At 57.8% G+C, this 23,665-nt stretch carries 19 protein-coding genes; 10 read left to right on the forward strand and 9 right to left on the reverse strand.

Annotation, left to right across the window (positions count from 1 at the left end; translation table 11 throughout):
- The first annotated feature begins 43 nt into the window (after positions 1-43).
- Complete coding sequence (locus tag QZ862_RS03935) at positions 44-1,699, forward strand: iron ABC transporter permease (RefSeq protein WP_296097756.1); 1,656 nt, start codon at positions 44-46, stop codon at positions 1,697-1,699.
- Positions 1,700-1,939: 240 nt separating this feature from the next.
- On the opposite strand, the gene QZ862_RS03940 is transcribed toward QZ862_RS03935, so the two are convergent.
- From QZ862_RS03940 to QZ862_RS03965, 6 genes are all read right to left on the reverse strand, one after another.
- A complete protein-coding gene (locus QZ862_RS03940; protein WP_296097673.1) occupies positions 1,940-3,895 on the reverse strand; it encodes an acetoacetate--CoA ligase in 1,956 nt (651 codons plus the stop codon).
- 58 nt (positions 3,896-3,953) lie between these two features.
- Complete coding sequence (locus QZ862_RS03945) at positions 3,954-4,766, reverse strand: ABC transporter permease subunit (RefSeq protein ID WP_296039041.1); 813 nt, start codon at positions 4,764-4,766, stop codon at positions 3,954-3,956.
- 3 nt (positions 4,767-4,769) lie between these two features.
- A complete protein-coding gene (locus QZ862_RS03950) occupies positions 4,770-5,678 on the reverse strand; it encodes an ABC transporter permease subunit (RefSeq protein WP_296015656.1) in 909 nt (302 codons plus the stop codon).
- Positions 5,679-5,689: 11 nt separating this feature from the next.
- Positions 5,690-6,847, reverse strand: coding sequence for an ABC transporter ATP-binding protein (locus QZ862_RS03955; protein ID WP_296015658.1), 1,158 nt, complete (start codon positions 6,845-6,847; stop codon positions 5,690-5,692).
- A gap of 84 nt (positions 6,848-6,931) precedes the next feature.
- A complete protein-coding gene (locus QZ862_RS03960; RefSeq protein WP_296039045.1) occupies positions 6,932-8,029 on the reverse strand; it encodes a polyamine ABC transporter substrate-binding protein in 1,098 nt (365 codons plus the stop codon).
- Between the two features lie 298 nt (positions 8,030-8,327).
- Positions 8,328-9,746 carry a short-chain fatty acyl-CoA regulator family protein gene (locus QZ862_RS03965; RefSeq protein ID WP_296097675.1) on the reverse strand — a complete coding sequence of 473 codons (1,419 nt, stop codon included), beginning with the start codon at positions 9,744-9,746 and terminating at the stop codon, positions 8,328-8,330.
- A 240-nt stretch (positions 9,747-9,986) separates the two neighbouring features.
- Here QZ862_RS03965 and aceA point away from each other — a divergent pair, with 240 nt between their 5' ends.
- Together aceA and QZ862_RS03975 are read left to right on the forward strand one after the other, a co-directional pair.
- Entirely contained in the window at positions 9,987-11,276 is a 1,290-nt protein-coding gene (gene aceA / locus QZ862_RS03970) for an isocitrate lyase (protein WP_296039048.1), read from the forward strand.
- Between the two features lie 87 nt (positions 11,277-11,363).
- Positions 11,364-11,609, forward strand: a complete 246-nt coding sequence (locus QZ862_RS03975; protein WP_296015665.1) for a hypothetical protein — start codon at positions 11,364-11,366, stop codon at positions 11,607-11,609.
- 100 nt (positions 11,610-11,709) lie between these two features.
- Here QZ862_RS03975 and QZ862_RS03980 read toward each other — a convergent pair whose 3' ends face one another.
- Complete coding sequence (locus QZ862_RS03980; RefSeq protein WP_296097677.1) at positions 11,710-12,579, reverse strand: LysR family transcriptional regulator; 870 nt, start codon at positions 12,577-12,579, stop codon at positions 11,710-11,712.
- Here QZ862_RS03980 and QZ862_RS03985 point away from each other — a divergent pair.
- Positions 12,569-13,069: a hypothetical protein gene (locus tag QZ862_RS03985; RefSeq protein ID WP_296039051.1), complete on the forward strand. Its 501-nt coding sequence runs from the start codon at positions 12,569-12,571 to the stop codon at positions 13,067-13,069. The two genes, QZ862_RS03980 and QZ862_RS03985, sit on opposite strands and share 11 nt — an antisense overlap.
- Positions 13,070-13,193: 124 nt before the next feature.
- Here the strand turns inward: QZ862_RS03985 and QZ862_RS03990 are convergent, their stop codons facing one another.
- Positions 13,194-14,378: an NAD(P)/FAD-dependent oxidoreductase gene (locus QZ862_RS03990; RefSeq protein ID WP_296097679.1), complete on the reverse strand. Its 1,185-nt coding sequence runs from the start codon at positions 14,376-14,378 to the stop codon at positions 13,194-13,196.
- Positions 14,379-14,505: 127 nt separating this feature from the next.
- Here QZ862_RS03990 and QZ862_RS03995 point away from each other — a divergent pair, with 127 nt between their 5' ends.
- From QZ862_RS03995 to QZ862_RS04020, 6 genes are all read left to right on the forward strand, one after another.
- The gene (locus QZ862_RS03995) at positions 14,506-15,942 is read left to right on the forward strand and encodes a glutamine synthetase family protein (RefSeq protein WP_296097680.1); all 1,437 of its coding nucleotides are present in this window, start codon (positions 14,506-14,508) and stop codon (positions 15,940-15,942) included.
- A gap of 10 nt (positions 15,943-15,952) precedes the next feature.
- A complete protein-coding gene (locus QZ862_RS04000) occupies positions 15,953-17,239 on the forward strand; it encodes an FAD-binding oxidoreductase (protein WP_296097682.1) in 1,287 nt (428 codons plus the stop codon).
- A gap of 156 nt (positions 17,240-17,395) precedes the next feature.
- Complete coding sequence (gene zwf, locus QZ862_RS04005; protein ID WP_296097684.1) at positions 17,396-18,871, forward strand: glucose-6-phosphate dehydrogenase; 1,476 nt, start codon at positions 17,396-17,398, stop codon at positions 18,869-18,871.
- Positions 18,872-18,883: 12 nt separating this feature from the next.
- Entirely contained in the window at positions 18,884-19,582 is a 699-nt protein-coding gene (gene pgl, locus QZ862_RS04010) for a 6-phosphogluconolactonase (RefSeq protein WP_296097686.1), read from the forward strand.
- Between the two features lie 108 nt (positions 19,583-19,690).
- Positions 19,691-21,508 (forward strand): phosphogluconate dehydratase, encoded by a 1,818-nt coding sequence (gene edd, locus QZ862_RS04015; RefSeq protein ID WP_296039059.1) that lies wholly within the window; start codon positions 19,691-19,693, stop codon positions 21,506-21,508.
- 190 nt (positions 21,509-21,698) lie between these two features.
- On the forward strand, positions 21,699-23,060 hold the full coding sequence (locus QZ862_RS04020; protein WP_296097688.1) for a metallophosphoesterase: 1,362 nt from the start codon (positions 21,699-21,701) through the stop codon (positions 23,058-23,060).
- A gap of 64 nt (positions 23,061-23,124) precedes the next feature.
- Here the strand turns inward: QZ862_RS04020 and QZ862_RS04025 are convergent, their stop codons facing one another.
- Positions 23,125-23,481: a hypothetical protein gene (locus QZ862_RS04025; protein WP_296039111.1), complete on the reverse strand. Its 357-nt coding sequence runs from the start codon at positions 23,479-23,481 to the stop codon at positions 23,125-23,127.
- Positions 23,482-23,665: the final 184 nt, after the last annotated feature.

Consider the following 23,665-nt stretch of genomic DNA (forward strand, 5'->3'; position numbering starts at 1 on the left):
GACAAACGCCTTGCAGCCATCCGAACATTCAACCCTCGCATCGATGCGGAGTGGACCGCGTTTCAGCCCGCTGACGATCGCGGCGATGCTTCTCTCTGCGCTGGTCGCAATGCCGCTCATCGCCATTATCGTCATCGCCCTTACGGGCGGCTGCGTTGGCTGGCAGCATCTGCTCGTCAACGTGCTGCCTCGGTCGGGTGCACAGACGCTTCTCCTGCTGGCGATGACCGGTGCCTTCACCACGATTGTCGGCGTGACGACGGCCTGGCTCGTCACCATGTTCGACTTTCCCTTCCGGCGGCTGCTGTCGTTTGCTCTGGTGTTGCCGCTTGCGATCCCATCCTACCTCGCAGCTTATGCCTTCGGCGAGTTTCTGGATTTTGCCGGACCGGTGCAAAACGGTCTGCGCGCACTTCTCGGCTATCAGACCATCCGGGATTACTGGTTTCCCGATATCCGCTCGCTCGGTGGGGCCGTGCTGGTGCTGGGCTCCGTGCTTTATCCTTACATCTACCTGTCGGCGCGTGCGGCCTTCGGGTTGCAGGGGCGGTTCGCAACAGATGCGGCAAGGACACTTGGTGTGGGGCCGCTACGGCTTTTTCTATCGGTGCAGTTGCCGATGGCACGCCCTGCGATCATCATCGGCCTCGCGCTGGTGATGATGGAAACGCTGAACGATATTGGTGCCGTGGAGTATCTCGGTGTCCATACGCTGACGTTTACGATTTACGAGACGTGGCTGAATCGCGGCAATCTTGCAGGTGCAGCGCAGATCGCTTCCTGCCTCGTCCTCATCGTCGCGGCTTTGATCGTCATCGAGCGCAGAGCCCGCAGACAACAGCGCTTCGCCGCCGGCAAGGCGACAACGATGCATCAGCGGGCGGCCAGAGTTAAGCTCGCGCCCATGAAAGCGTGTCTCGCCAGCCTCGCCTGCACCCTGCCCTTCCTTTCAGGCTTTGCGGTTCCCGTTCTCGTTCTCGGCAGCTATGCGCTCAAACGCCTGGATAGCATCACCGATCCGAAACTGTTCAAAGCGCTCCTCCATAGTTTCGAGGTTTCCATTCCCGTCGCGCTTCTCACTCTTTTGGGCGGATTTCTGTTGGCCTATGCGCAACGGGAGCGTCCCGCATGGCCAACACGTTTTGCGGTTCGCCTCGGCTCGCTCGGATACGGCATTCCCGGCACGGTACTGGCGATCGGCGTATTGATCCCACTTGCCGGTCTGGACAATGCCGTGGACGGACTGATGCGCGCCGATCTTGGCATTTCGACCGGCCTTCTCCTATCCGGCACGGCCTTTGCCATTATCTATGCCCATGGAGTGCGTTTCATGACGCTTGCAGAAGGCACGGTCGATGCCGGCTTCCAGAAACTGTCGCCGCATCTCGACATGGCATCGCGAACACTTGGTCGCACGCGGCTTCAAACATTGTTGGGTGTACTGCTTCCCAACATCCGGCCCGCCGCAATCACCGCATCTCTTCTGGTTTTCATCGAGTCGCTGAAGGAACTTCCCGCCACGATGATGCTGCGGCCGTTCAACTTCAATACGCTGGCAACGCTGGTCTATGAAAGCGCTTCGCGCGCGCGCGTCCAGGATGCGGCACTTCCGGCGCTCGTCATCATCGCTGCTGGACTTGTCCCGGTCGTTTTCGTTTCGAGCGCTCTGGATACTGACGCGCAAAAAAGAGGCAGCTGACGCTGCCACTGAATTTGTGCTTTCAACGAGAGTAGGATCTAAAAATACATCATGTTTTTTGGAGCCACCGGCTCTCCATCCGCTCATTGAATGGACCCGCGTTGAACCCAGTTTTGGACAATTCAATTTAAGAGAAGGTTAAAAGCACAGCCAACCATTGACGGGCAACAAATCCTAGCGAGTGCCAAATCGCCGCGAACAGAGTGGATCTATCGAATATTTGCGAAGCTTCAAGCTTCATCAGCTCTGCAGCACAGCGATGTTTTCGAAATGCGAAAGCGCTTCCGGATTGGCCAGCGCTTCCTTGTTCTTGACCGGGCGTCCATGGACAATATCGCGAACCGCAAGTTCAACGATCTTACCGGATTTGGTTCGCGGGATATCGGCAACGGCAATGATCTTCGCCGGAACATGTCGCGGCGAAGCGCCCGTTCTGATACGGTTCTTGATCCGTGCAGTGAGGGCATCATCGAGCGCCACGCCTTCTTTCAGGCGAACAAAGAGTACCACGCGCACATCGCCATCCCAATCCTGGCCGATGCACAACGCTTCCAGCACCTCATCGATCGTCTCGACCTGGTTGTAGATTTCGGCTGTACCGATGCGCACGCCGCCCGGGTTCAGGGTCGCGTCCGAGCGTCCGTGAATAATCAGCCCGCCGTGGGCCGTCCATTCGGCGAAGTCGCCATGGCACCAGACATTCTCGAAACGGCTGAAGTAGGCTGCGCGGTATTTCTCTCCATCCGCGTCGTTCCAGAACATGATGGGCTGGCAGGGAAAGGGAGCGGTGCAGACGAGTTCGCCTTTTTCGCCGTGAACAGACTGGCCCTCGTCGTCCCAGACGTCCACAGCAAGACCAAGTCCCGGACCCTGGATCTCACCTTTCCAGACCGCCTTTACCGGATTGCCGAGCACGAAGCAGGAGACGATGTCGGTTCCGCCCGAGATCGATGCAAGCTGTATATCGCTTTTGATACCATCATACACGAACGAGAAGCCTTCCGGCGATAGCGGCGACCCCGTAGACGTGACGAGCCTGAGCGCCGAAAGATCATGCGTCTTTCCAGGCTCAAGACCGGCCTTGCGCACCGCGTCGATATACTTGGCTGAGGTGCCGAAGACCGCAAACTGTTCCTTCTCCGCATAGTCGAACAGCACGTTGCCGTCGGGTGCGAAAGGCGAACCGTCGTAAAGACAGAGCGTGGCGCCGGAGGCAAGCCCGGTTACAAGCCAGTTCCACATCATCCAGCCGCAGGTGGTGAAGTAGAACAGCCGCTCCCCCTCCTTCAATTCACAGTGGAAACGATGTTCCTTCAGGTGCTGCAAAAGCGTTCCGCCGGCCGAATGCACGATGCATTTCGGCACTCCGGTGGTGCCGGAAGAAAAGAGAATGTAGAGCGGGTGGTTGAAGGGCTGACGGCTATAGCGCAGCTTTCTACCGCGATAGGCCCGAATGAAATCGTCATATCGAACAAGGCCCGGCTCATCCGTCCGATCTGCATCGGCGGCAGAACCTGCATAGGGCACGAGAAGTAGCGTCACGCCAAGTTTCTCAGCCACGGCTTTCGCCTTACCGACGACCTCCTGACGTTTGCCATTGTACCAGTAGCCGTCACAGGCGATGAAGAGTTTCGGGCCGATCTGGCCGAAACGGTCCAGCACACCCTGCTCGCCGAAATCGGGCGAACATGACGACCAGACCGCACCGAGCGATGTGGCTGCCAGCATCAGCGCGACCGTTTGCGGCATGTTTGGCATCATGGCGGCGATCCGATCGCCGGGCGCGATGCCCCTATCGCTAAGCGCTTGCTGCAACCGCGAGACTTCCTCGCTTAGCCGATCCCAGGACCAGCGCTCGTCGGCCTTATCTTCGCCACGAAAGATAGTGGCATCTTCAGGCCCGCTGCGGATCAAGAGATTTTCGGCGAAATTCAGCTCGGCATCCGGGAAGAAGCGCGCCTTCAAGATATCCCCGCGTTCAATCAGAACGCGTGATCCCGGCTCTCCGATGACACCGCAATAGGCCCAAACAGCGCTCCAGAAGGCTTCAGGCTCATCCACTGACCAACGGTGAAAGGAATCATAATTTGCGAAGCTCGATGCGTATCGATCGGCGCACCATTGCATGAATTGCGTCATGGGCGATTGCGCAATACGCTCGGCCGAGGGCAGCCAGAGTGGATTTGTATCAGTCATTGGTGGCCTCCTCCCGCCCCAGTCACGATACGCCTTTGTAGGGCATGCTGAATATCATTCAGCCTTTGGCAGCGGCATGCTCATCTCTCATACGCTGGAGCTCGTTCCGCTTGGATGTGATCGAAGCGCAGATCACCCCTATCGTCACCAACGCAATGAGGATGGTGCAGATCGCGTTGATTTCCGGTGTCACCCCCAGTCGGACCTGCGAATAGATCTTGATCGGCAGCGTTGTAGCGCCAGGCCCCGTGGTGAAGCTTGCGATCACGAGATCGTCCAGCGACAGGGAAAATGCCAGCATCCAGCCTGCAACGACCGCTGGCAGAATGAGAGGCAGAGTGATGCGGAAGAAGGTCTTTACCGGCGGGCAGCCGAGATCGAGCGCTGCCTCTTCGAGGCTACGGTCGAACGTCAGAAGCCTGGACTGAACGACGATCGCTACGTAGCACATGGTGAAGGTCGTGTGAGCGATGACCACCGTCCAGAAACCGCGATCGACACCAATAGACACGAAGAGAAGCAAGAGAGACAGGCCGGTGATAACTTCCGGCATGACGAGCGGCGCATAAATCATTCCGGAAAACAATATGCGTCCCGGGAAGCGCGCAAAGCGTGTCAGCGACAGGGCGGCTAGCGTCCCAAGGATCGTTCCGATGGTAGCGCTCAGAACTGCCACGCGCACGGTGATCCATGCCGCATCCATCAGCCCTTCATTCGACCACATGGCTTGATACCAGTGAAATGAAAACCCGCCCCAGACGGTCACCAGCTTCGAGGCATTGAAGGAATAGATCACCAGGATCAGGATCGGGATGTAGAGAAAGGCGAAGCAGAGGGTGAGGATAGTCGTGTCGAACTTACCGCGTTTCATCGCTCATCCCGCCTTTTTCTGCTGGTTCTGGAAGATGGCTATCGGCACGACCAGCAACAGCAAGAGCAGGACGGCTACCGCCGAGGCAAGCGGCCAATCGCGATTGCCGAAGAATTCGGTCCAGAGTGTCTTGCCGATCATCAGCGTCTGAGCGCCGCCGAGAAGATCGGGAATGACGAACTCACCGGTGATCGGAATGAAGCAGATCATCGAGCCTGCCACCACACCTGGCAATGATAATGGGAAGGTAATTTTCCAGAAGGCCTTCCAGGGCGGGCAGCCAAGATCGGCGGCAGCTTCCAGAAGCGTGTTGTCGAGTTTCTCCAGAGCCGAATAGAGCGGCAGCACCATGAAGGGAAGATAGGAATAGACGATGCCGATGAAGACGGAAATCTCGGTGCGGAAAATGTTGACCTGCTCGTCCGGGCCGAGAATTCCAAGCGTTTGGAACAGAACCGTCAAAAGCCCTTCCGGCTTCAAAATGCCGATCCAGGCGTAGACGCGGATCAGAAACGACGTCCAGAACGGCAGGATGACAAGCATGACCAAAGTCGGGCGAATGTGGCTCGGTGCCCGCGCCATGGCGAGCGCCATGGGGTAGCCGATCAAAAGAAGCAGCAGCGTCGAAATGACCGCAATCCGCAACGAGGACAGATAGGCCTCGATATAGAGCGGGTCTTCGGTCAAAAACAGGTAATTGTCGAAATCGAGTTGCGAGAAGAACTCCCCGATCCGGCTAAAGCCTTCGAAGACCGGCACATAGGGCGGCATGGCAATAGCCGTATCGGAGAGCGATATCTTGACGATGATGAAGAAGGGGGCCGCAAAGAACAGCAGGAGCCAGAAATAGGGAACAGCCACCACCAGCCATTGCAGTGGATTCCGGCGGCTTTCAGGAGAAGGGATCGCCATCTGTCACTCTCCTATCGGGTCAGAACAAGGCCGGAATCGGTTTTCCAGGTTAGCCAGACTTTGTCGTCGAATGTGATGGGGCGATCGACGAGGCGCGAGACATTGGCCTGGGCGGCGCGCATGATGCGACCATCATCCAGCTTGACGATGAAGATGGAGAAATCCCCGAGATAGCCGATATCCCAAACCTCGCCATGTGCGACATTCATCGTTCCATCGGCAGGCGCATCGAGCGAGATGCGAACCTTCTCCGGGCGAACCGCAAAAGCGACCGGGCTGCCAACGCCGGCGGCGCAATCCTGCTCCACCATCACCTTCAGGCCTTCGCAATCCAACATTACCTGCGCGGGCTTGGCTTCGGCAGGCGTTTTGCTCTCGACTTTGGCTTCGAAAATATTGATGTCACCGATGAAGTCGGCCACGTAGCGGCTATTCGGCGCCTCATATATTTCGGCAGGTGTTGCAACCTGAACTACAATACCCTTGTCCATAACCGCGATCCGGTCCGAAACCGTCATGGCTTCCTCTTGATCGTGGGTGACGATCAGGAAGGTGAGGCCGAGCGTCTGCTGCAGATCCATGATCTCGAACTGGGTTTCTTCACGCAGCTTCTTGTCCAGCGCACCAAGCGGTTCGTCCAGAAGAAGAACCTTTGGCCGCTTGGCAAGCGACCGCGCAAGAGCCACACGCTGTCGCTGACCACCCGAAAGCTGGCTCGGCTTGCGCTTGGCAAATTCGGTGAGCTTGACGAGGCGCAACATTTCGTCGACGCGCGCAGCGATGTCGGCTTTCGGCAGACCATCCTGCTCCAGGCCGAAGGCGATATTCTTCTCCACCGACATGTGAGGGAAGAGTGCATAGGACTGGAACATCATATTGGTCGGACGCTTATAGGGCGGCACGCCGGAAATGTCCTTGCCCTGCAGCAGAATGCGACCAGACGTCGGCTCCTCGAAGCCTGCCAGCATGCGCATCAGCGTGGTCTTGCCGCAACCCGATGGTCCCAGCAGCGAGAAGAATTCGCGCTCGTAAATGTCAAGCGTCAGATTATCGACGGCGGTGAAATCACCAAACCGCTTGGTCACGTTTTCGAACCGGATGAAAGGTACCGAGGAAGGGTCTGTCCAGGGAGAGAATTTGCGTTTTACCGGACCGAGTGATTTCGCCATGACCTGCTCTGTGTTGTTTCGCGAAAAGGGCGGAACGTCAAAGGGGCAGGCTTTCACTGCCTGCCCCTTCTGTCCAAATACGGATCAGCTTCCGGTTTTTATCTGGGTCCAGACGCGGTTCAGAACGCGCTGCTCACGCGGCCCATAGGGCGAGATGGTGAAGAGCTTCTTCATCGTCGCCTCGTCTGGATAGACGGAAGGGTTTTTCGCAACCGCTTGATTCATCACCGCCTGCGAGGCTAGGTTGCCGTTTGCATACTGGACGAAATCGGAAGCCTTGGCAGCCACTTCCGGCTTCATCATATAGTTGATGAAGGTGTGTGCCGCCTCGACATTCTTGGCATCAGCGGGAATTGCGAAGGAATCCATCCAGATATAGGTGCCTTCCTTCGGAATCACATAATTGACCTCGACACCGTTCTTGGCTTCTTCTGCACGGGTCTTGGCCTGCAGGATGTCGCCGGACCAGCCGATGGTGATGCAGCTATCGCCATTAGCCAGTTCATCGATATAGGCCGATGAGTTGAACGTCTTCACGTAAGGGCGGATCGCTTTGTAGACATCGCCGCCAGCCTCGAGATCGGCAGTGTCCTTGCTGTCGGGATTCTTGCCGATGTAGTTCATGGCGATCGCAAAGGTCTCGTCGGAAGCGTCGAGAATATTGATGCCGCAGGATTGCAGCTTCTTGGCATTTTCCGGCTTGAACAGGACGTCCCAGCTGTCGATCTTCACGTCACCCAATGCGGCCTTCACCTTGGCGACATTATAGCCGATGCCGGTGGTGCCCCACATATAGTTGACGGCATATTCATTGCCGGGGTCGTACTGCGCAAGACGCGTGGTGATTTCCGGCCACATGTTCTTCAGGTTCGGAAGCTTCGACTTGTCGAGCTTCTGATAGACACCGGCCTTGATCTGGCGTGCAAGAAAGGGCGACGTGGGGGCTACGACATCGTAGCCGGAATTGCCTGCCAGGAGCTTCGTTTCCAGCACCTCGTTACCATCATACACGTCATAGACGACCTTAATGCCAGTCTCCTTGGTGAAGTCCTCAAGGATCGAAGGGTCGATGTAGTCCGACCAGTTATAGACGTGGACGACCTTTTCCTGGGCAAAGGCAGCGCCGGCAGAGAGAACGGCCGTGGCAAAAGCCAGAGTGAAACGAAGCGATCGGTAACTCATGATTTCTCCTGATGTGGCGCATGACGAGAAACTGCGCAAACCCCTTTGTTTTGTCGTGAGACTAAAAAGGAAAAGCTGCCTCGGCAAGCAGAAATGTGCAGTGCGAAAATTTCGAGCAAAGGACGCTGTGGAGCAAATATGCACGACCCACCACCCATCACCGCAAAAGCCCCGCGGCGCCGGTTTTGCCGGGCCACCCGATGGTATCGTTGCGAAAGCCGGGGCCCTATTTTTGCGCCCATAAGTCGATCCAAAAGGGTCGGGCGTCGTTAATGTGTCCAGCAGAAGACACGGCGTTCTATTGGAAATCGAAGACGCTGAGACCGGTCACCATTTCGTCGAGACCAAGCGGGCGCGTCAAAGGCGCCTCCGCACGCGACAGACATCCCTGCCTCTCGCAAAGCCTGCACGACGGCCCAATAGCGATGGCAAGGCCCGACGCGCCGGCGGCATCGCCATAGACGATATCTTTGGCATGCGCCATCTCAACCACCAACATCAATGCAGTACGGCGCACCCGCTCGCCGAAGCCCGCCTGCGGTCCTTCAAGTGTGCGCGAAATGGTCACATAGGTTTCACGATCCGGCATCTGCACGCTTTCGACCAGAACCTGTCCCGGCTGAGCAAAAGCGGCATGAATATTCAGACGGGGACAGAGGCCCCCGAATTTTGCCTGCGGAAAGCCTTGCGCCCCAGCCTTGCGGAAGCGGTTCCCTGAACTGTCGGTTTCCATCATGAAGAACGGTAGCGCGTGCGACCCCGGTTTTGCCAGGGTAACGAGGCGATTGGCCGCCTGTTCAAAAGACACATTGAAGCGCCCGCGCAGCACATCGATATCGTAGCGCGCCCGTTGGGCCGCAGCCAGATAGGGCGCATAGGGCATCATCAAGGCATGTGCGGCATAGCGCGCCAGCTCGAACCGGGCAATGCGCCGGGCTTCCTCACCGGAAAGCGCAAGCCCCTCCAGCTCCTGCGCTATTTCCGAAGTCAGCGCGAGCAGCGAGACCTCCATGGCCAGTTCGCGAAGCTGATCGTGGCCGGAGAGCCGCTCGGAGAGAAACAGACGCATGGAGTGCCGGTCATAGCGGCGTCTAAGGTTCGGCATGGCATGCACGGGCAGACTACGCACGACGATGCCATGGTTTTTCTGCAACCACGACCTCAACGCCGAGGTCAGATCGTCGCCAGCGCCGAGCGTGGCGTGGAAAGCCTCTGCCGCCGTGTCGATGACAGGGAAATGTCCGGGCCTGCTTTCGAAGACTTGCCGGACCTCATCAATGGGCAGGCGGGCAGCCGATAGGGTCGTCTGATGCCCCTCGCGCGCCAAGAGTTCGGAGAGATCGCTTAAACGCTTCGCCTGCTCGCTATAGGCTCTGTAAAGCTTGACGACACCTATGGCAGCATTTGGCGCGGCTTCCGCAACTTCAACCAGCTCCTGGGGTGAAGGGATCTCATCCGCAAGCAACGGATCTGCAAAGACTTCCCGCAGCTGGCTGGTAATGCCACCGCTTTCGCCTTGCAAATCGTCGAGATCGACCTTGTAGACGGATGCGAGCTTCAACAGCAGCTGCACCGTGAGCGGCCGCTGATTTCGTTCGATGAGATTGAGATAAGACGGAGAAATGGACAATGCCTCCGCCATGGCAGTCTGCGTCAGCCCCAAGCCGTTGCGCACCCGTCGCACCCGCGGCCCCGCGAATATCTTGGTCTCTGCCATCATCCCCCACTTTTGACAAAAGCTAACAACGTTACGGCACAGATCATATTTACTAAATTTACAATTTTACACGTGCCTTCTGTCAAAGACAATACATCATAACTCGTTTCAAGTCACTGTTTTTCCTTTTCATATAGCCATTCGAAATCGAGAGATGTAAATTCTGTTACATCAGATCGATGCAGCTCAAGATAAGTAGCGGCGACGAAGATCGACAGCACATAGACATGGGAGAGAGATATGACTGATTTTTACAAGCTTGTTCCAAACGCTCCACAGGGACGCTTCGATGGCGTCGAGCGCACCTATACGGCGCAAGACGTTTTGAAGCTGCGCGGCTCGATCGACATCCGCTACTCGCTGGCCGAAATGGGCGCGAACCGCCTTTGGAAGCTCATCAACGAGGAAAGCTTCGTCAATGCTCTCGGCGCGCTCTCCGGCAATCAGGCCATGCAGATGGTTCGCGCCGGGTTGAAGGCGATCTACCTGTCGGGTTGGCAAGTCGCTGCCGATGCAAACACGGCATCGGCTATGTATCCGGACCAGTCGCTCTATCCGGCGAATGCCGCACCTGAACTTGCCAAGCGCATCAACCGCACGCTTCAGCGCGCCGACCAGATCGAGACCGCCGAAGGCAAAGGTCTTTCGGTCGACACATGGTTCGCGCCGATCGTTGCCGATGCCGAAGCCGGCTTCGGCGGTCCGCTCAACGCCTTCGAAATCATGAAGGCCTTCATCGAGGCGGGTGCGGCGGGCGTTCACTATGAAGACCAGCTGGCATCGGAAAAGAAGTGCGGTCATCTGGGCGGCAAGGTTCTGATCCCCACGGCAGCGCATATCCGCAATCTGACGGCAGCGCGTCTTGCAGCAGATGTCATGGGCGTTCCGACCCTCGTCATCGCCAGAACAGACGCGGAAGCAGCAAAGCTTCTGACATCCGATATCGACGAGCGGGACCGCCCCTTCGTCGATTACGATGCCGGTCGCACGGTCGAAGGTTTCTATCAGGTGAAGAACGGGCTTGAGCCCTGCATCGCCCGCGCCAATGCCTACGCGCCCTATTGCGACCTGATCTGGTGCGAAACGTCCAAGCCGGATCTGGAGCAGGCCCGCAAATTCGCCGAAGGCGTTCACAAGGTTCATCCCGGCAAAAAGCTTGCGTATAATTGTTCGCCATCTTTCAACTGGAAGAAAAACCTGGACGATGCGACGATTGCCAAGTTCCAGCGCGAACTTGGCGCCATGGGCTACAAGTTCCAGTTCATTACGCTTGCCGGTTTCCACCAGCTGAATTACGGCATGTTCGAATTGGCACGCGGCTACAAGGATCGCCAGATGGCCGCCTATTCGGAGCTTCAGGAAGCGGAATTTGCAGCCGAAATCAACGGCTACACCGCAACAAAGCATCAGCGGGAAGTCGGCACAGGCTACTTCGATGCGGTCTCCGTCGCAATTTCCGGCGGCACCTCATCCACCACTGCCATGAAGGAATCGACCGAGCACGACCAGTTCCGCCCGGCCGCAGAATAACCGCTGAAGCTTAGACGCTTTAGATCTTGTTTTAACGCATGCCGTCATTCAGCCAGTTTGCGGCATGCTCTTTGAGGAGGAAAGACAATGGCTTCGATTTCGAGAGTTAGAGAACGGGCAGAAGAACAGTCCTCTGCCATGACGCAGGACCAGCAGGCTGCCATCCGCATGCTGGCGAACGATCTCCACCGCCTCAATCAGGCGGTCATGAATGCGGTCGAGGCGGGAATCTCCGTCGAGCTTGTCCGCTCTGCCCGCCATCACGGCGGCGACGGGAACTGGGGCGATCTGCTGATCCCGGTCATCGTCGCGCAAAACAAGGCTGCGGCCTAAAGCACGTCGCGCATATATAGGGAGCGGCTTTAGCGAAAACGACAGGCGGCTGAAGAAGGACCTGAAGCGTTAAAGCGCAACTGAGAGATCGCGATCCGCTTCAACGCCCAGCAGTCCGACCGGCGTAAAGGTCTGAATTCTGCCTGATCAACTTGATCATTCGATCCGCCACCGTCCGTATATCGCGGCGGTGGCGGTCCTCATTGTTCATCACCACCCACTGCTGATGACGGAGCTCCTCAATTTCAGCACCCTCCCGCACCAGCCGTGCATCCGCATCGCCGATGAAGCACGGCAGGACAGCAGAGCCTGCCCCGGACAGAATGAGTTCCCGCAGCGCTGAGGGGCGGTTTACCGTTACCAGGATCTTGTCTAGCGCAGCCTCATGCGGCCACCGCAGGTAGGCGGAAATCGCATTCTCCTTGTCGACCGCAATCCAGCGATCCCCGACCGATTGAGGCGCATTGCGCAACCGATAGGCCGCATAAGCCACATCACCGGTCTTGATCGCCGCCAGATTGCGCTCATGCGGCTCAAAAGCGCGGATGCCGATATCGTTTTCGCGGTGTGCGAGCGTCGCTCTTTGCTCGGCAATGAAGAGGTCGATGCGAAAGCTATCTCGTTCGCTGCAAATGGCTGCGAAGTTGCTCATCATCAGCTGCGCATTCCATGTGCCAAGCGCGATCCGGACGAGAGACGTGGCGACGCTCGATTTTAGCCAGCCATCGATCGTTCCGGCGGCCTCCTCCATAGCAAGGAGACTATCGAAAAGAGTGCGACCGTCGCCCGTCAGCGCATATCCCGTCTGGCTCCTGACGAAGAGTGCCTTACCAAGCTTCTGCTCAAGCTCAAGCATTTTGCGACCGATCGTCGCAGGGCTAAAGCCCGAGGTGCTTGCCGCGCCAGTCAGCCCGCCTCCCCGTGCAACGTCAAGAAAAAGCTGAAACGTGTCCCATCCAATGTTTTTCATAAATGAAAAACATAAGGCGCTTTCGGCGGCAGATAAAGCAGAAATGGCGGTGCAACATGATGAAGCTCATCGGAAGGAGTTCATCATGCAGCATATTTTTGTGGCCTTTGCCCTCATCAAGGTGCCAGCACCTGAAGGTCAGAAAGCAAGACGGGAAGCAGAGGAAAAATTTTACGCTGAAACCTGCGCACCAGGCATCATCCGGCGCGCATTTGCAGCACTGACGTCTTGCCTTGAAGCCTTAAAACGCAATGGCCAGCAATGCCGCGACAGCACCAGCCGCGATCAGGCTGAGACGAAAGGCAAAAAGGAGGTTGTCATTGCGGGCACGGGCAATAGCGACGGCGCGAGCGCGATTTCTGGACATCATCATGAGCGGCTTCCAACGAAAAACTTGACCGTTCAATGCCGGGTTCCGGCGTCCAGCGAGACCTCATGTTCCAACTCGCGTTGTGCTGGCATAGAGGTCAGCATGACTCGGGCCTCTTAACAAGATGTTAAAGGATCGCGGCACTGCAGCAATTCTGGCGAAAGTGGTTTTCGCTCTACATTATGGATGCGTCAGAGAAAGGCGTTCGAGCAATTCCCTGGACGCAGGCTGACTGGAATTGCCGCTAGACGGTCTCTCCTGCGGCGTAACCGGACGCCCATGCCCACTGAAAATTATAGCCTCCAAGCCAGCCAGTCACATCCACACCCTCGCCGACGAAATAGAGCCCGGGCACCGATTTTGCCTGCATGGTCCTGGAGTCGAGGTCGCTGGTATCGACGCCGCCGAGGGTAACTTCGGCAGTGCGATATCCTTCTGAACCGGAGGGCGTGATCTGCCAATCCTGTGCGCTTGCCGCAAGAGCGCTCAGCATCTTGTCCGAAAGATCGGCAAGAGGTTTGGTGAGGCTCGATTGCTCTACGAGATACTGCGCAAGCCGCTTTGGCAAAATCTCTCCAAGCGCCGTCTGGGCGGATTGACGCCCATTGGCTTTCTTGGCGGCTTTGAGCTTTTCGGCAATGTCCTGTTCCGGCTCAAGCTTCAGGCGAACCGTATCCCCTTCTCGCCAATAAGAGGAGATCTGCAAAATGGCCGGGCCGCTCAAGCCGCGATGGGTAAAGAGTAGCGCCTCGCGAAACTCCGTTTTCCCGTGCGAGACATCTGCCGGGACCGCAACGCCAGAGAGAGGCGACAGCCGTTCCAACTGTGCCGGATCGAGCGTCAGTGGCACAAGACCAGGGCGCGGCTCGACCAGCGAGAGACCGAATTGCTCGGCGAGACGATAGGCGAAACCGGTGGAGCCCATCTTGGGTATGGATTTCCCGCCCGTGGCGACGACGAGGCTTTTCGCCTCGATCGCTCCCTGCGACGTCGTCACGCGGAAACCGCCCGTTGCCATACCTTCTACCAATGTGATCTCGCACTGGAGCCGCAGCTTGGCATTCACCGCCTGCATCTCCGTCAGCAACATGCGGATAATGTCTTTGGCGCTGTCGTCGCAGAAAAGCTGACCAAGTGTCTTCTCGTGCCACGCGATCTTGTGCTTCTCGACCAGATCTAGAAAGTCACGCGGCGTATAGCGGGCGAGCGCCGATTTGGCGAAGTGGGGGTTTTGCGACAGGTAGTTCTTAGGTCCTGCATGGATGTTGGTGAAGTTGCAGCGCCCGCCGCCGGAGATGCGGATTTTCTCGCCTGGCGCCTTGGCGTGGTCGAGAATGATGACGGAGCGGCCGCGCTGACCGGCGCGGATAGCGCACATCATGCCTGCGGCGCCCGCCCCCAAAATCAGCACATCACATTTTTCCGTCATGGATTTTCCTTATCCTTGTTGCACTTCCTCTTTTCGAAGTCAGGCTTCTTGTCAATGCGCATTCCCCTCTCGCCAATTGTCAAAGTCTGACTATTATGGCCCCAGTCGAAACAGACCCCGGTGATTTATGCCCCCCAAGAAAACCATGCTCCGCCCGAAGAAACCGGCAACCATGGCGAAGAAACCAACCGTTGAGCTCTCCTCTACCCGCGGCGTCTCCACCTGGCGCGAAGCGGCGCAATGGCTGAAGGCACGCGGCATCGAAGACATTGAATGCATCACCCCCGACCTCGCTGGCGTGCCACGCGGCAAGATGATGCCGACGGCGAAGTTCACCGGTGACACATCTCTTGCACTCCCATCCGCACTTTATCGCCATACGATTTCCGGCGATTATCCGGACGAGACCGCGAATTTCCGCTACGAGCCACGTGACAGTGACCTGAAGCTGGTCCCCGATCTCTCCACGCTCTCGGTCGTTCCATGGGAGAGCGATCCGACTGCGCAGGTCATCTGCGACGTGGTGGATCAGGAAGGCAAACCCGTTTCCTATACGCCTCGCAACGTCTTGAAGAACGTGCTCGCTCTTTATCAGGAGAAGGGCTGGAAGCCGGTCGTTGCGCCGGAAATCGAATTCTATCTCGTGGCAATGAACGACGACCCCGATTACCCACTGCATCCGCCGAAGGGCCGTTCAGGCCGCTCCATCGTCGGCGGACAGAGCTATTCGATCGCCGGCATCAACGAATTCGACGAGTTGATCGATGACATCTATCACTTCTCCGAGAAGCAGGGGTTGGAGATCGACACCCTCATCCACGAAGAGGGTCCGGCACAGCTGGAAATCAACCTTCGCCATGGCGATCCGGTCGAGCTTGCCGATCAGGTGTTTCTCTTCAAGCGCACCATTCGCGAGGCGGCGCTTAAACACGGGATCTACGCGACCTTCATGGCCAAGCCTATGCAGGCCCAGCCCGGTTCGGCCATGCATATTCACCAGTCCGTCATCGATATCGAGACCGGACAAAACGTGTTTTCCAACAAGGACGGCAGCCCATCGAAAGAGTTCTTCTCCTTCGTCGGTGGAATGCAGCGCTACGTTCCCAACGCGCTGGTGATGCTTGCCCCCTATGTGAATTCCTATCGACGCCTGACGCCGGACATGGCCTGCCCGGTCAACAATGCCTGGGGTTACGACAACCGTACCACCGCTTTTCGCGTGCCGATCTCGGGCCCGCAGGCGCGGCGCGTGGAAAACCGCTTGCCAAGTTCGGACGCCAATCCGTATCTCGCGCTCGCGGCCTCGCTCGGCTGCGGTTGGCTCGGCATCATGAACAATATCGAGCCGACCGAGCCGACCTACGAGACGGCGAATGAAGGCTCGATCGAGCTTCCGCGTGGTCTGCTCGAGGCTGTTGCGTTGCTCGAGCAGGAGCAGCAGTTCGAGCGCATCTTCGGCAACGAATTCGTCGGTCTTTACGCTGGCCTGAAGCGTGGCGAATTCGAAACCTTCATGCAGGTGATCAGTCCTTGGGAGCGCGAGTTCCTACTGCTGAACGTTTGAGGTGAACGATATGGCATGGCAGAGCCCGATAGCGCCGGGCGTTTCATGGTATCAGCATACGGTTGCCGAAAGGCCGACCTATCCGGCGATGGATGGTTCGCGGACTGCGGACGTCGCCATTATCGGCGGCGGCTTCACCGGTCTTCAGGCGGCCTACACTCTGGCGCGTGCAGGCATTTCCGTCACGCTGATCGAAGCGCATCGGTTTGGCGATGGCGCCTCTGGTCGCAATGGCGGGCAGTTCGGCACCGGGCAGCGCGCTTGGCCGGATGAGCTTGAAGAGAAGATCGGCTTCGAGCGCTCCAAGGCGCTCTTCGATCTTGCAGAAAACGCCAAGCACTATGTGCTGGATTTTGCCCGTGACAACCAGATCGACATGGAGTTTCTGCCCGGCCAGTTGAACGTGTCGCACAAGCGCGCCTACGAGAAGAGCTATCGCGACAGCGTTGATGCCATGACAGGCCGTTATGGCTATGAGCAGATTGCCTTCATGGAGAAGGCGGAAACTGCAGATCGCTTGGGGTCGTCCCACTATCATTGCGGTGTGCGCGATACCGGCACCGGCCATATTCACCCATTGAAACTGCTGGTCGGACTGGCGAGGGCCGCAAAGGCGGCGGGCGCCGACATTTTCGAAATGACGCCGGCCACGGCGATCCGCCAGTCGGGCGGCAAGACGCTGATCGAGACACGTACCGGCACGATCACCGCAACCCGGGTATTGATCGCGACCAATGCCTATATCGGCAATCTGGAGCCTGTCACCGCAGCACATGTTATGCCGATCCGCTCCTTCATCGGGGCAACGGCACCGCTCGACGAGTTCCCATCCATCATTCCGGACAAGGAAGCGGTCGCCGATTCGCGCTTCGTCGTGCGATACTTCCGCAAGACGCCGGACAACCGCCTGCTCTTCGGCGGGCGTGAAGCATACACGGCCGATTCGCCGCGCGACATCTCCAAGCACATCCGCAAGCAGATTGCAGAAATCTATCCGGCACTTGGCAATGTCGAGATGACCCACGCCTGGGGTGGCTCCGTCGGAATAACCATGACACGCCAGCCATTCGTGCGCGAAGTCATGCCCGGCGTGCTCTCCATTGGCGGCTATTCCGGCCATGGGGTAATGCTGTCCAACTATTGCGGCAAGCTTTACGCCGATATGGTGATCAACAAGGACAAGGCGCTGGATCAGTTTGCCGCGCTCGACGTACCATCGTTTCCGGGTGGGGCATCGCTGAGGGCGCCACTCCTGTTCCTGGCACTGACGTGGTATGCGTTGAGAGACAGGTTTTAAACTGGTCTGCCTCCGCATTGTGCAAAAGTGCCGGTTGGACCCCTCAGTGGAATAACTGGCCAGCGGCAAAATTCATTATTTGTTACATCAACTCTGGCATTTTTAAATCGATTAGATTATGGATGCCCCTAACGTGTAGAGATCGAGAGAATCGACATGAGCAGTCAAATTATTCCCGTTGACCCCTTTGATTGCGTCGTCTTCGGCGGCACTGGCGATCTGGCAGAACGCAAGCTTCTGCCTGCCCTTTACCACCGCCAGGTGGAAGGGCAGTTGACTGAGCCGACCCGCATCATCGGCGCCTCCCGCTCTGTCATGACACATGAGGAATATCGCAAATTCGCACAGGACGCTCTGAAGGAGCATCTGAAGTCTGGCGAATATGATGAGGAGCAGGTTGCCAAGTTTTGCGCGCGCCTCTTCTATATTCCGGTCGATGCCAAGTCAGACGATGGCTGGGACAAGCTGAAGAAGCTTCTTGACGAAGGCAAGGATCGCATCCGTGCATTCTACCTTGCAGTCGCACCGGGAATTTTCGGCGATATCGCGTCCAAGATCCGTGACCACAAGCTGATCACCAAATCCACTCGCATCGTGGTGGAAAAGCCGATTGGTCGCGACCTGGCTTCCGCGCTGGAGTTGAACGACACGCTCGGCAACGTATTCAAGGAAGAGCAGATCTTCCGTATCGACCATTATCTCGGCAAGGAAACCGTTCAGAACCTGATGGTTCTGCGCTTTGCCAACGCCCTGTTCGAGCCGCTGTGGAATTCCACACATATCGACCACGTGCAGATCACGGTCGCGGAATCCGTCGGGCTTGAAGGCCGCGCAGGTTACTACGACAAGGCTGGCGCGCTTCGCGATATGGTGCAGAACCATATTCTTCAGCTGCTTTGCCTTGTGGCAATGGAGCCCCCTTCCTCTATGAACGCCGAAGCGGTGCGCGACGAGAAACTGAAAGTGTTGCGCGCGCTCAAGCCAATCAACCAATCCAATGTCGAAAAGAACACCGTGCGCGGACAATATCGCGCAGGCGCATCGGCAGGCGGCGCGGTGAAGGGCTATCTGGAAGAGCTTGAAGGCGGCGTTTCCAACACGGAGACCTTCGTCGCTCTCAAGGCGGAAATCGGCAACTGGCGCTGGGCAGGTGTTCCCTTCTACATCCGCACCGGCAAACGGCTTGCCACGCGTGTGTCTGAAATCGTGGTCACGTTCAAGCAGATCCCGCACTCGATCTTCGACGACGCCGCTGGCAAGATCGAAGCCAACACGCTGGTGATCCGCCTGCAGCCGGACGAAGGCGTTAAACAGTCCCTGCTCATCAAGGACCCGGGTCCGGGCGGTATGCGCCTTCGCCAGGTGTCGCTCGATATGAGCTTTGCGCAAGCCTTCAACGTGCGTAACCCGGATGCCTATGAGCGTCTGTTGATGGATACTATCCGCTCGAACCAGACGCTCTTCATGCGCCGCGACGAAGTGGAAGCGGCGTGGAACTGGGTCGATCCGATCCTGAAAAGCTGGGAAGCCGTCAATCAGGGCGTCCAGGGTTATACGTCGGGCACCTGGGGACCGAGCGGCGCGATTGCGCTGATCGAGCGCGACGGACGTACCTGGCATGAGGCCGATTGAGTGGAAACGCGGATGGAACCGAACATGCACGTCTTCACCAACGGGACTGAACTGGCGGAAAAACTCGCCAGCGATGTCGTTTCTCAGCTGAAGGCCGCGATCGACGAGCGCGGGACTGCCAGCATGGCAGTTTCGGGCGGCTCTACACCGAAGCTCTTCTTCCAGACGCTGTCAAAGCAACAGCTGGAATGGCCCCGCGTCAGCATCACGTTGGTGGATGAGCGTTTCGTGCCTGCCGACAATGATCGCTCGAACCACAAGCTGGTCGCAGACAACCTTCTTCAAAACGAAGCCAAGGCCGCCTATTTCGTTCCACTCTATCAGTCTGCCGCTTCACCTGAAGACGCAGCAACCCTGGCGACAGCGAAGACCGCAGACATTTGCGATCCTTTCGATATCGTGATCCTGGGCATGGGCAACGATGGACACACCGCGTCCTTCTTTCCCGGCGGTGACAATCTGGAAGAAGCGCTCGATCTCGACGAGCCTCGCACCGTCCTGACCATGGCTGCGGAAAACGCCGGTGAGGAAAGACTGACCTTCAACCTCTCGGCTCTCCACGATGCGCGTTTCCTCGTTCTGCACATTGAAGGTGCGGCGAAAAAGGAAACGCTTGCGAAGGCCAAGTCCGATCTGGATGAGGACGAGATGCCGATACGATCCGTGCTGAACAGGGCGGATTCGACACTCAACATCTACTGGGCGCCGTAACGATCCGCATTCGTGCGGCGTCGCTGCCAGTATTTCAATGAAACAAGATCGTCGGCCCGCTCTCCCAAACCTGTGGCCGACGCTCCACAGAAGGACAGGATGAAGCCCATGGCTGCCGACTCACGCGTTCAGGCAATTACCGACCGTATCGTTGAACGTTCGAAACCTTATCGCGAGATCTATCTCGAGCGGCTTCGTCTCCAGGTCTCCAAGGGCGTTCATCGCTCCACCCTTTCCTGCGGTAACCTCGCTCATGGCTTTGCCGTCTGTTCCCCCGCCGACAAGGACATTCTTGCCGGCGACCGGGTTCCCAATCTCGGCATCGTCACCGCCTATAACGACATGCTTTCGGCCCATCAGCCTTACGAGGTTTTCCCACAGATCATCCGTGATGCGGCCAAGGACGCAGGCGGCATTGCGCAGGTGGCGGGTGCAGTCCCCGCCATGTGTGACGGGGTCACGCAGGGCCAGCCCGGCATGGAGCTCTCGCTGTTTTCCCGTGACGCCATCGCCATGGCAGCCGGCATCGGCCTGTCGCACAACATGTTCGATGCCGCCGTCTATCTCGGCGTCTGCGACAAGATCGTGCCAGGCCTGGTGATCGCAGCACTGACGTTTGGCCATCTGCCAGCCGTCTTCATTCCGGCCGGCCCGATGACGACCGGCCTTCCGAATGACGAGAAGTCGCGCATTCGCCAACTCTATGCGGAAGGCAAGGTCGGTCGCGCCGAACTGCTGGAGGCCGAGTCCAAGTCCTATCACGGCCCCGGCACCTGCACCTTCTACGGCACCGCAAATTCCAACCAGATGCTGATGGAGATCATGGGTTTCCATATGCCCGGCTCCTCCTTCATCAATCCGAATACGCCGCTGCGAGACGCGTTGACTAAGGAAGCCGTGAAGCGGGCGCTGGCGATTACCGCGCAGGGCAACGAATTCACGCCTGCGGGGGAGATGATCGATGAGCGCTCGGTCGTGAACGGCGTGGTCGGCCTGCATGCAACAGGCGGCTCCACCAACCACACCATGCACCTGATCGCCATGGCGCGGGCCGCGGGCATCGTTCTGACCTGGCAGGATATCTCCGACCTCTCCGACATCGTGCCGCTTCTGGCGCGGGTCTATCCGAACGGTCTTGCGGATGTGAACCATTTCCATGCCGCTGGCGGCATGGGCTTCCTGATCAAGCAACTGCTGAAGCAGGGCTTCGTGCATGATGATGTGCGCACGGTTTTCGGTCACGGGCTTGAAGCCTATACGATCGATGCCAAGCTTGGCGAAAACGGCAGCATTCAGCGTGAAGCGTCGCCGGAAGAGAGCCACGATCCGAAAGTTCTTTCGCGTATCGAAACACCCTTCCAGCCGACGGGCGGTTTGAAGATGCTGACCGGCAATCTGGGTAAGTCCGTCATCAAGATTTCCGCCGTCAAGCCGGAGCGTCATATTATCGAAGCTCCTGCCATCGTCTTTCACGATCAGCAGGAGTTGCAGGACGCCTTCAAGGACGGCAAGCTGAACCGCGACTTCATCGCCGTCGTGCGTTTCCAGGGACCGAAGGCCAACGGAATGCCGGAATTGCACCGGCTGACCCCGCCGCTCGGTGTGCTTCAGGATCGCGGCTTCAAGGTGGCGCTCGTCACAGATGGACGCATGTCGGGAGCATCTGGCAAGGTGCCCGCCGCCATTCACGTCACACCGGAAGCATGCGATGGCGGGCCGATCTCGCTCATCCGCGATGGAGACATTATTCGTCTCGATGCCGTATCGGGCACATTGGAGGTTCTGGTTTCGGCGGCAGAGCTTTCCAAGCGCGAGCCAGCACAGGCCGATCTCTCTGCCAATGAGTGGGGCATGGGCCGTGAGCTTTTTGCTCCCTTCCGCCGCAACGCCGGTCCGGCAGATCAGGGCGCGAGCGTCTTTCACTGATCTGCCCAGTCATCCACCAGCCAGAGCATCCGCCATGCTCTGGCGCCACGCCTTGACATCCCCTCTCCAGTTCTTCCCTATTGACGTGAAGGCTCGCGCCTCTGCTGTCATGCGTCTGTGATAGTCGCCCTATAGGGCGTGTGCAGCCAGCCGCGGGGGCGGTGCCGCAGCCTGAATTGATGGGGGCAGTATGACGTTTTTCTCACGCACGCGCCGTAATGCGCTGAAGCTCATGGCCGGAACTGCCATGCTGCCGCTCATGCGTTTGCCGGCCTCCGCCGATCAGAAGGCTCCGCTGCGTGCCATCGTCATCTCCGACCTGCACTCCGCCTATGAGCGCATGGGCCAGCTTCTGGCAGCCATCGAGACGCGCATTTCCGGGGACAAAAGCCCGCACATCATTCTCCTGAATGGCGATCTGTTCGAAAGCGGTAATACGGTGGCGATGCGGTCGCAAGGTGAGATCGAGTGGAGCTTCCTCGCAGCCCTCGCGAAACTCGCCCCGACCGTTGTGAATATCGGCAACCACGAGCCGGATATCGATACCGACCTCGCCCATTTCGTCAGCCGCGCTGAAGGGCTGGGAGTTACCGTCCTTTCCAACATCATAGACAAGCGGAGCGGTGCTCCTTACGCGCCGGCGAGCAAGACATTCGAGATTGGTGGACAAAAGGTCGTTGTGGCCGGGCTCGCCACCAACGCCATCAACACCTATCCAAAGGCGACGCGCGAGGCGCTGACCATTCCCCAGCCAGTGGAATGGGCAAAGGCCAACCTTCCCGAGATCGTCAGGCCGGATGCCATCAACATCGTCATGAGTCATGCCGGTGTGGTGGCGGACCGTGACATCCTGCCTGTGCTGCCAGATGGCACGCTGGTCGTGGGCGGCCATGACCACCTGAACTTCCTGCATGAGGTCGGTGCCACGCGCTACATTCACATCGGATCGTGGTGCACCTCAATGGCAGTTGCAACCATCGAAGCGCCCGGCCAAGCTGCAGCCATCGAGACCATAGCGGTCGATCGCAACGCAGCGGCCTCCCCTGCCCTTGGCGCGCAAATCGAAAAAACGCTTGCTCAACATCTGACACCAGAAGAACGGGAGGTTGTGGCCAAAACGGTAGAAGCGATGACTGTGGATGAGGCAGGGCGTCGCGTGGCCGAGCTTATTGCCGCAAAGGCGAGAGCGGATGTAGGATTCGTGGGCCACACCTCCTTCGGTGCTGGCCTGCCAAAAGGCGACATTCGCCGCTACGATTTCAACGCGTGCCTGCGCTTCGAGGGCAATTTGCTGGTGACGGAGGTCGATGGCGAAGTGCTGGACCGGATTCTGAGCCGTTGCAACCAGGATGGCGATATTCCACTCGCCAAACGCACCGGCGACTATCTTTACGCGATGCCGGATAAGCCCGCAACGAAAGAGCGTTACAAGCTCGTCTGCAACGATTGGTCAGCCATCAACCAGAAGTCCTATTTCGGTCGTGACGATCTTGTTTTCAGCGAGGTCGAGAATGTGAAACTCAAACAAACGATGCTTGAAGGGCTCGCGTAAGGAAGGCAAGATCTCACGCAGGATCCGAGTTTCGTTTGCCGGAAAGTCTCTGGCAGGCCACAGATCAAAAGGATCGCAGATCCAACGTCCGGTCACGATGGGCGGGATGGGTGCTGAAGACGAAGATGCGATCCATTTCCTTCTGATTGAGAAGGCGAAGGAAGCGAACCTGCACAGTGTTGTTGGCATTTGTCTTCATCAACACGCAGCCGATCTTGTTGATGCGGGCGTCTGGGATGTCCAGATAAAACTCAGCAGGCAAGCTACACTGCGTGATAAATGCGAGAACGGCTTCGGACCGGGAAATCCTGACGACGTCGCAACGGCGGGACGCCATGTTCATGACGGCTTTCTCGGTATATTCGATGCGCGCCGCGTTCATCGTATCTTCCATCTTGAACCGACCTTCCCGGTCGTACATGAAAGATTCTTCCTTGCTCAAGTAGGTCGGCTTACCGAGATTTGCCCGCACGTTCAACGCGACGTTCCTTTCCAAGTCTTTGCCGAAGAATCCTAAAACAGAAGAGTTTAATTTTCTCTCAAATGACGACGACGGGGTGACAGCCAGACCTCCCTCGTAAAGGTCACTATTTCAAACCGCCTTG

Origin of the sequence: uncultured Agrobacterium sp. (assembly GCA_913777615.1) — a bacterium.
Classification (GTDB): domain Bacteria; phylum Pseudomonadota; class Alphaproteobacteria; order Rhizobiales; family Rhizobiaceae; genus Agrobacterium.

Excerpts from the sequence above, each read along its gene's own strand:
- QZ862_RS03935 (WP_296097756.1), top strand. The coding sequence starts at position 44 with ATGCGGAGTGGACCGCGTTTCAGCCCGCTGACGATCGCGGCGATGCTT.
- QZ862_RS03940 (WP_296097673.1), bottom strand. The coding sequence starts at position 3,895 with ATGACTGATACAAATCCACTCTGGCTGCCCTCGGCCGAGCGTATTGCG.
- QZ862_RS03945 (WP_296039041.1), bottom strand. The coding sequence starts at position 4,766 with ATGAAACGCGGTAAGTTCGACACGACTATCCTCACCCTCTGCTTCGCC.
- QZ862_RS03950 (WP_296015656.1), bottom strand. The coding sequence starts at position 5,678 with ATGGCGATCCCTTCTCCTGAAAGCCGCCGGAATCCACTGCAATGGCTG.
- QZ862_RS03955 (WP_296015658.1), bottom strand. The coding sequence starts at position 6,847 with ATGGCGAAATCACTCGGTCCGGTAAAACGCAAATTCTCTCCCTGGACA.
- QZ862_RS03960 (WP_296039045.1), bottom strand. The coding sequence starts at position 8,029 with ATGAGTTACCGATCGCTTCGTTTCACTCTGGCTTTTGCCACGGCCGTT.
- QZ862_RS03965 (WP_296097675.1), bottom strand. The coding sequence starts at position 9,746 with ATGGCAGAGACCAAGATATTCGCGGGGCCGCGGGTGCGACGGGTGCGC.
- aceA (WP_296039048.1), top strand. The coding sequence starts at position 9,987 with ATGACTGATTTTTACAAGCTTGTTCCAAACGCTCCACAGGGACGCTTC.
- QZ862_RS03975 (WP_296015665.1), top strand. The coding sequence starts at position 11,364 with ATGGCTTCGATTTCGAGAGTTAGAGAACGGGCAGAAGAACAGTCCTCT.
- QZ862_RS03985 (WP_296039051.1), top strand. The coding sequence starts at position 12,569 with ATGTTTTTCATAAATGAAAAACATAAGGCGCTTTCGGCGGCAGATAAA.
- QZ862_RS03980 (WP_296097677.1), bottom strand. The coding sequence starts at position 12,579 with ATGAAAAACATTGGATGGGACACGTTTCAGCTTTTTCTTGACGTTGCA.
- QZ862_RS03990 (WP_296097679.1), bottom strand. The coding sequence starts at position 14,378 with ATGACGGAAAAATGTGATGTGCTGATTTTGGGGGCGGGCGCCGCAGGC.
- QZ862_RS03995 (WP_296097680.1), top strand. The coding sequence starts at position 14,506 with ATGCCCCCCAAGAAAACCATGCTCCGCCCGAAGAAACCGGCAACCATG.
- QZ862_RS04000 (WP_296097682.1), top strand. The coding sequence starts at position 15,953 with ATGGCATGGCAGAGCCCGATAGCGCCGGGCGTTTCATGGTATCAGCAT.
- zwf (WP_296097684.1), top strand. The coding sequence starts at position 17,396 with ATGAGCAGTCAAATTATTCCCGTTGACCCCTTTGATTGCGTCGTCTTC.
- pgl (WP_296097686.1), top strand. The coding sequence starts at position 18,884 with ATGGAACCGAACATGCACGTCTTCACCAACGGGACTGAACTGGCGGAA.
- edd (WP_296039059.1), top strand. The coding sequence starts at position 19,691 with ATGGCTGCCGACTCACGCGTTCAGGCAATTACCGACCGTATCGTTGAA.
- QZ862_RS04020 (WP_296097688.1), top strand. The coding sequence starts at position 21,699 with ATGACGTTTTTCTCACGCACGCGCCGTAATGCGCTGAAGCTCATGGCC.
- QZ862_RS04025 (WP_296039111.1), bottom strand. The coding sequence starts at position 23,481 with ATGTACGACCGGGAAGGTCGGTTCAAGATGGAAGATACGATGAACGCG.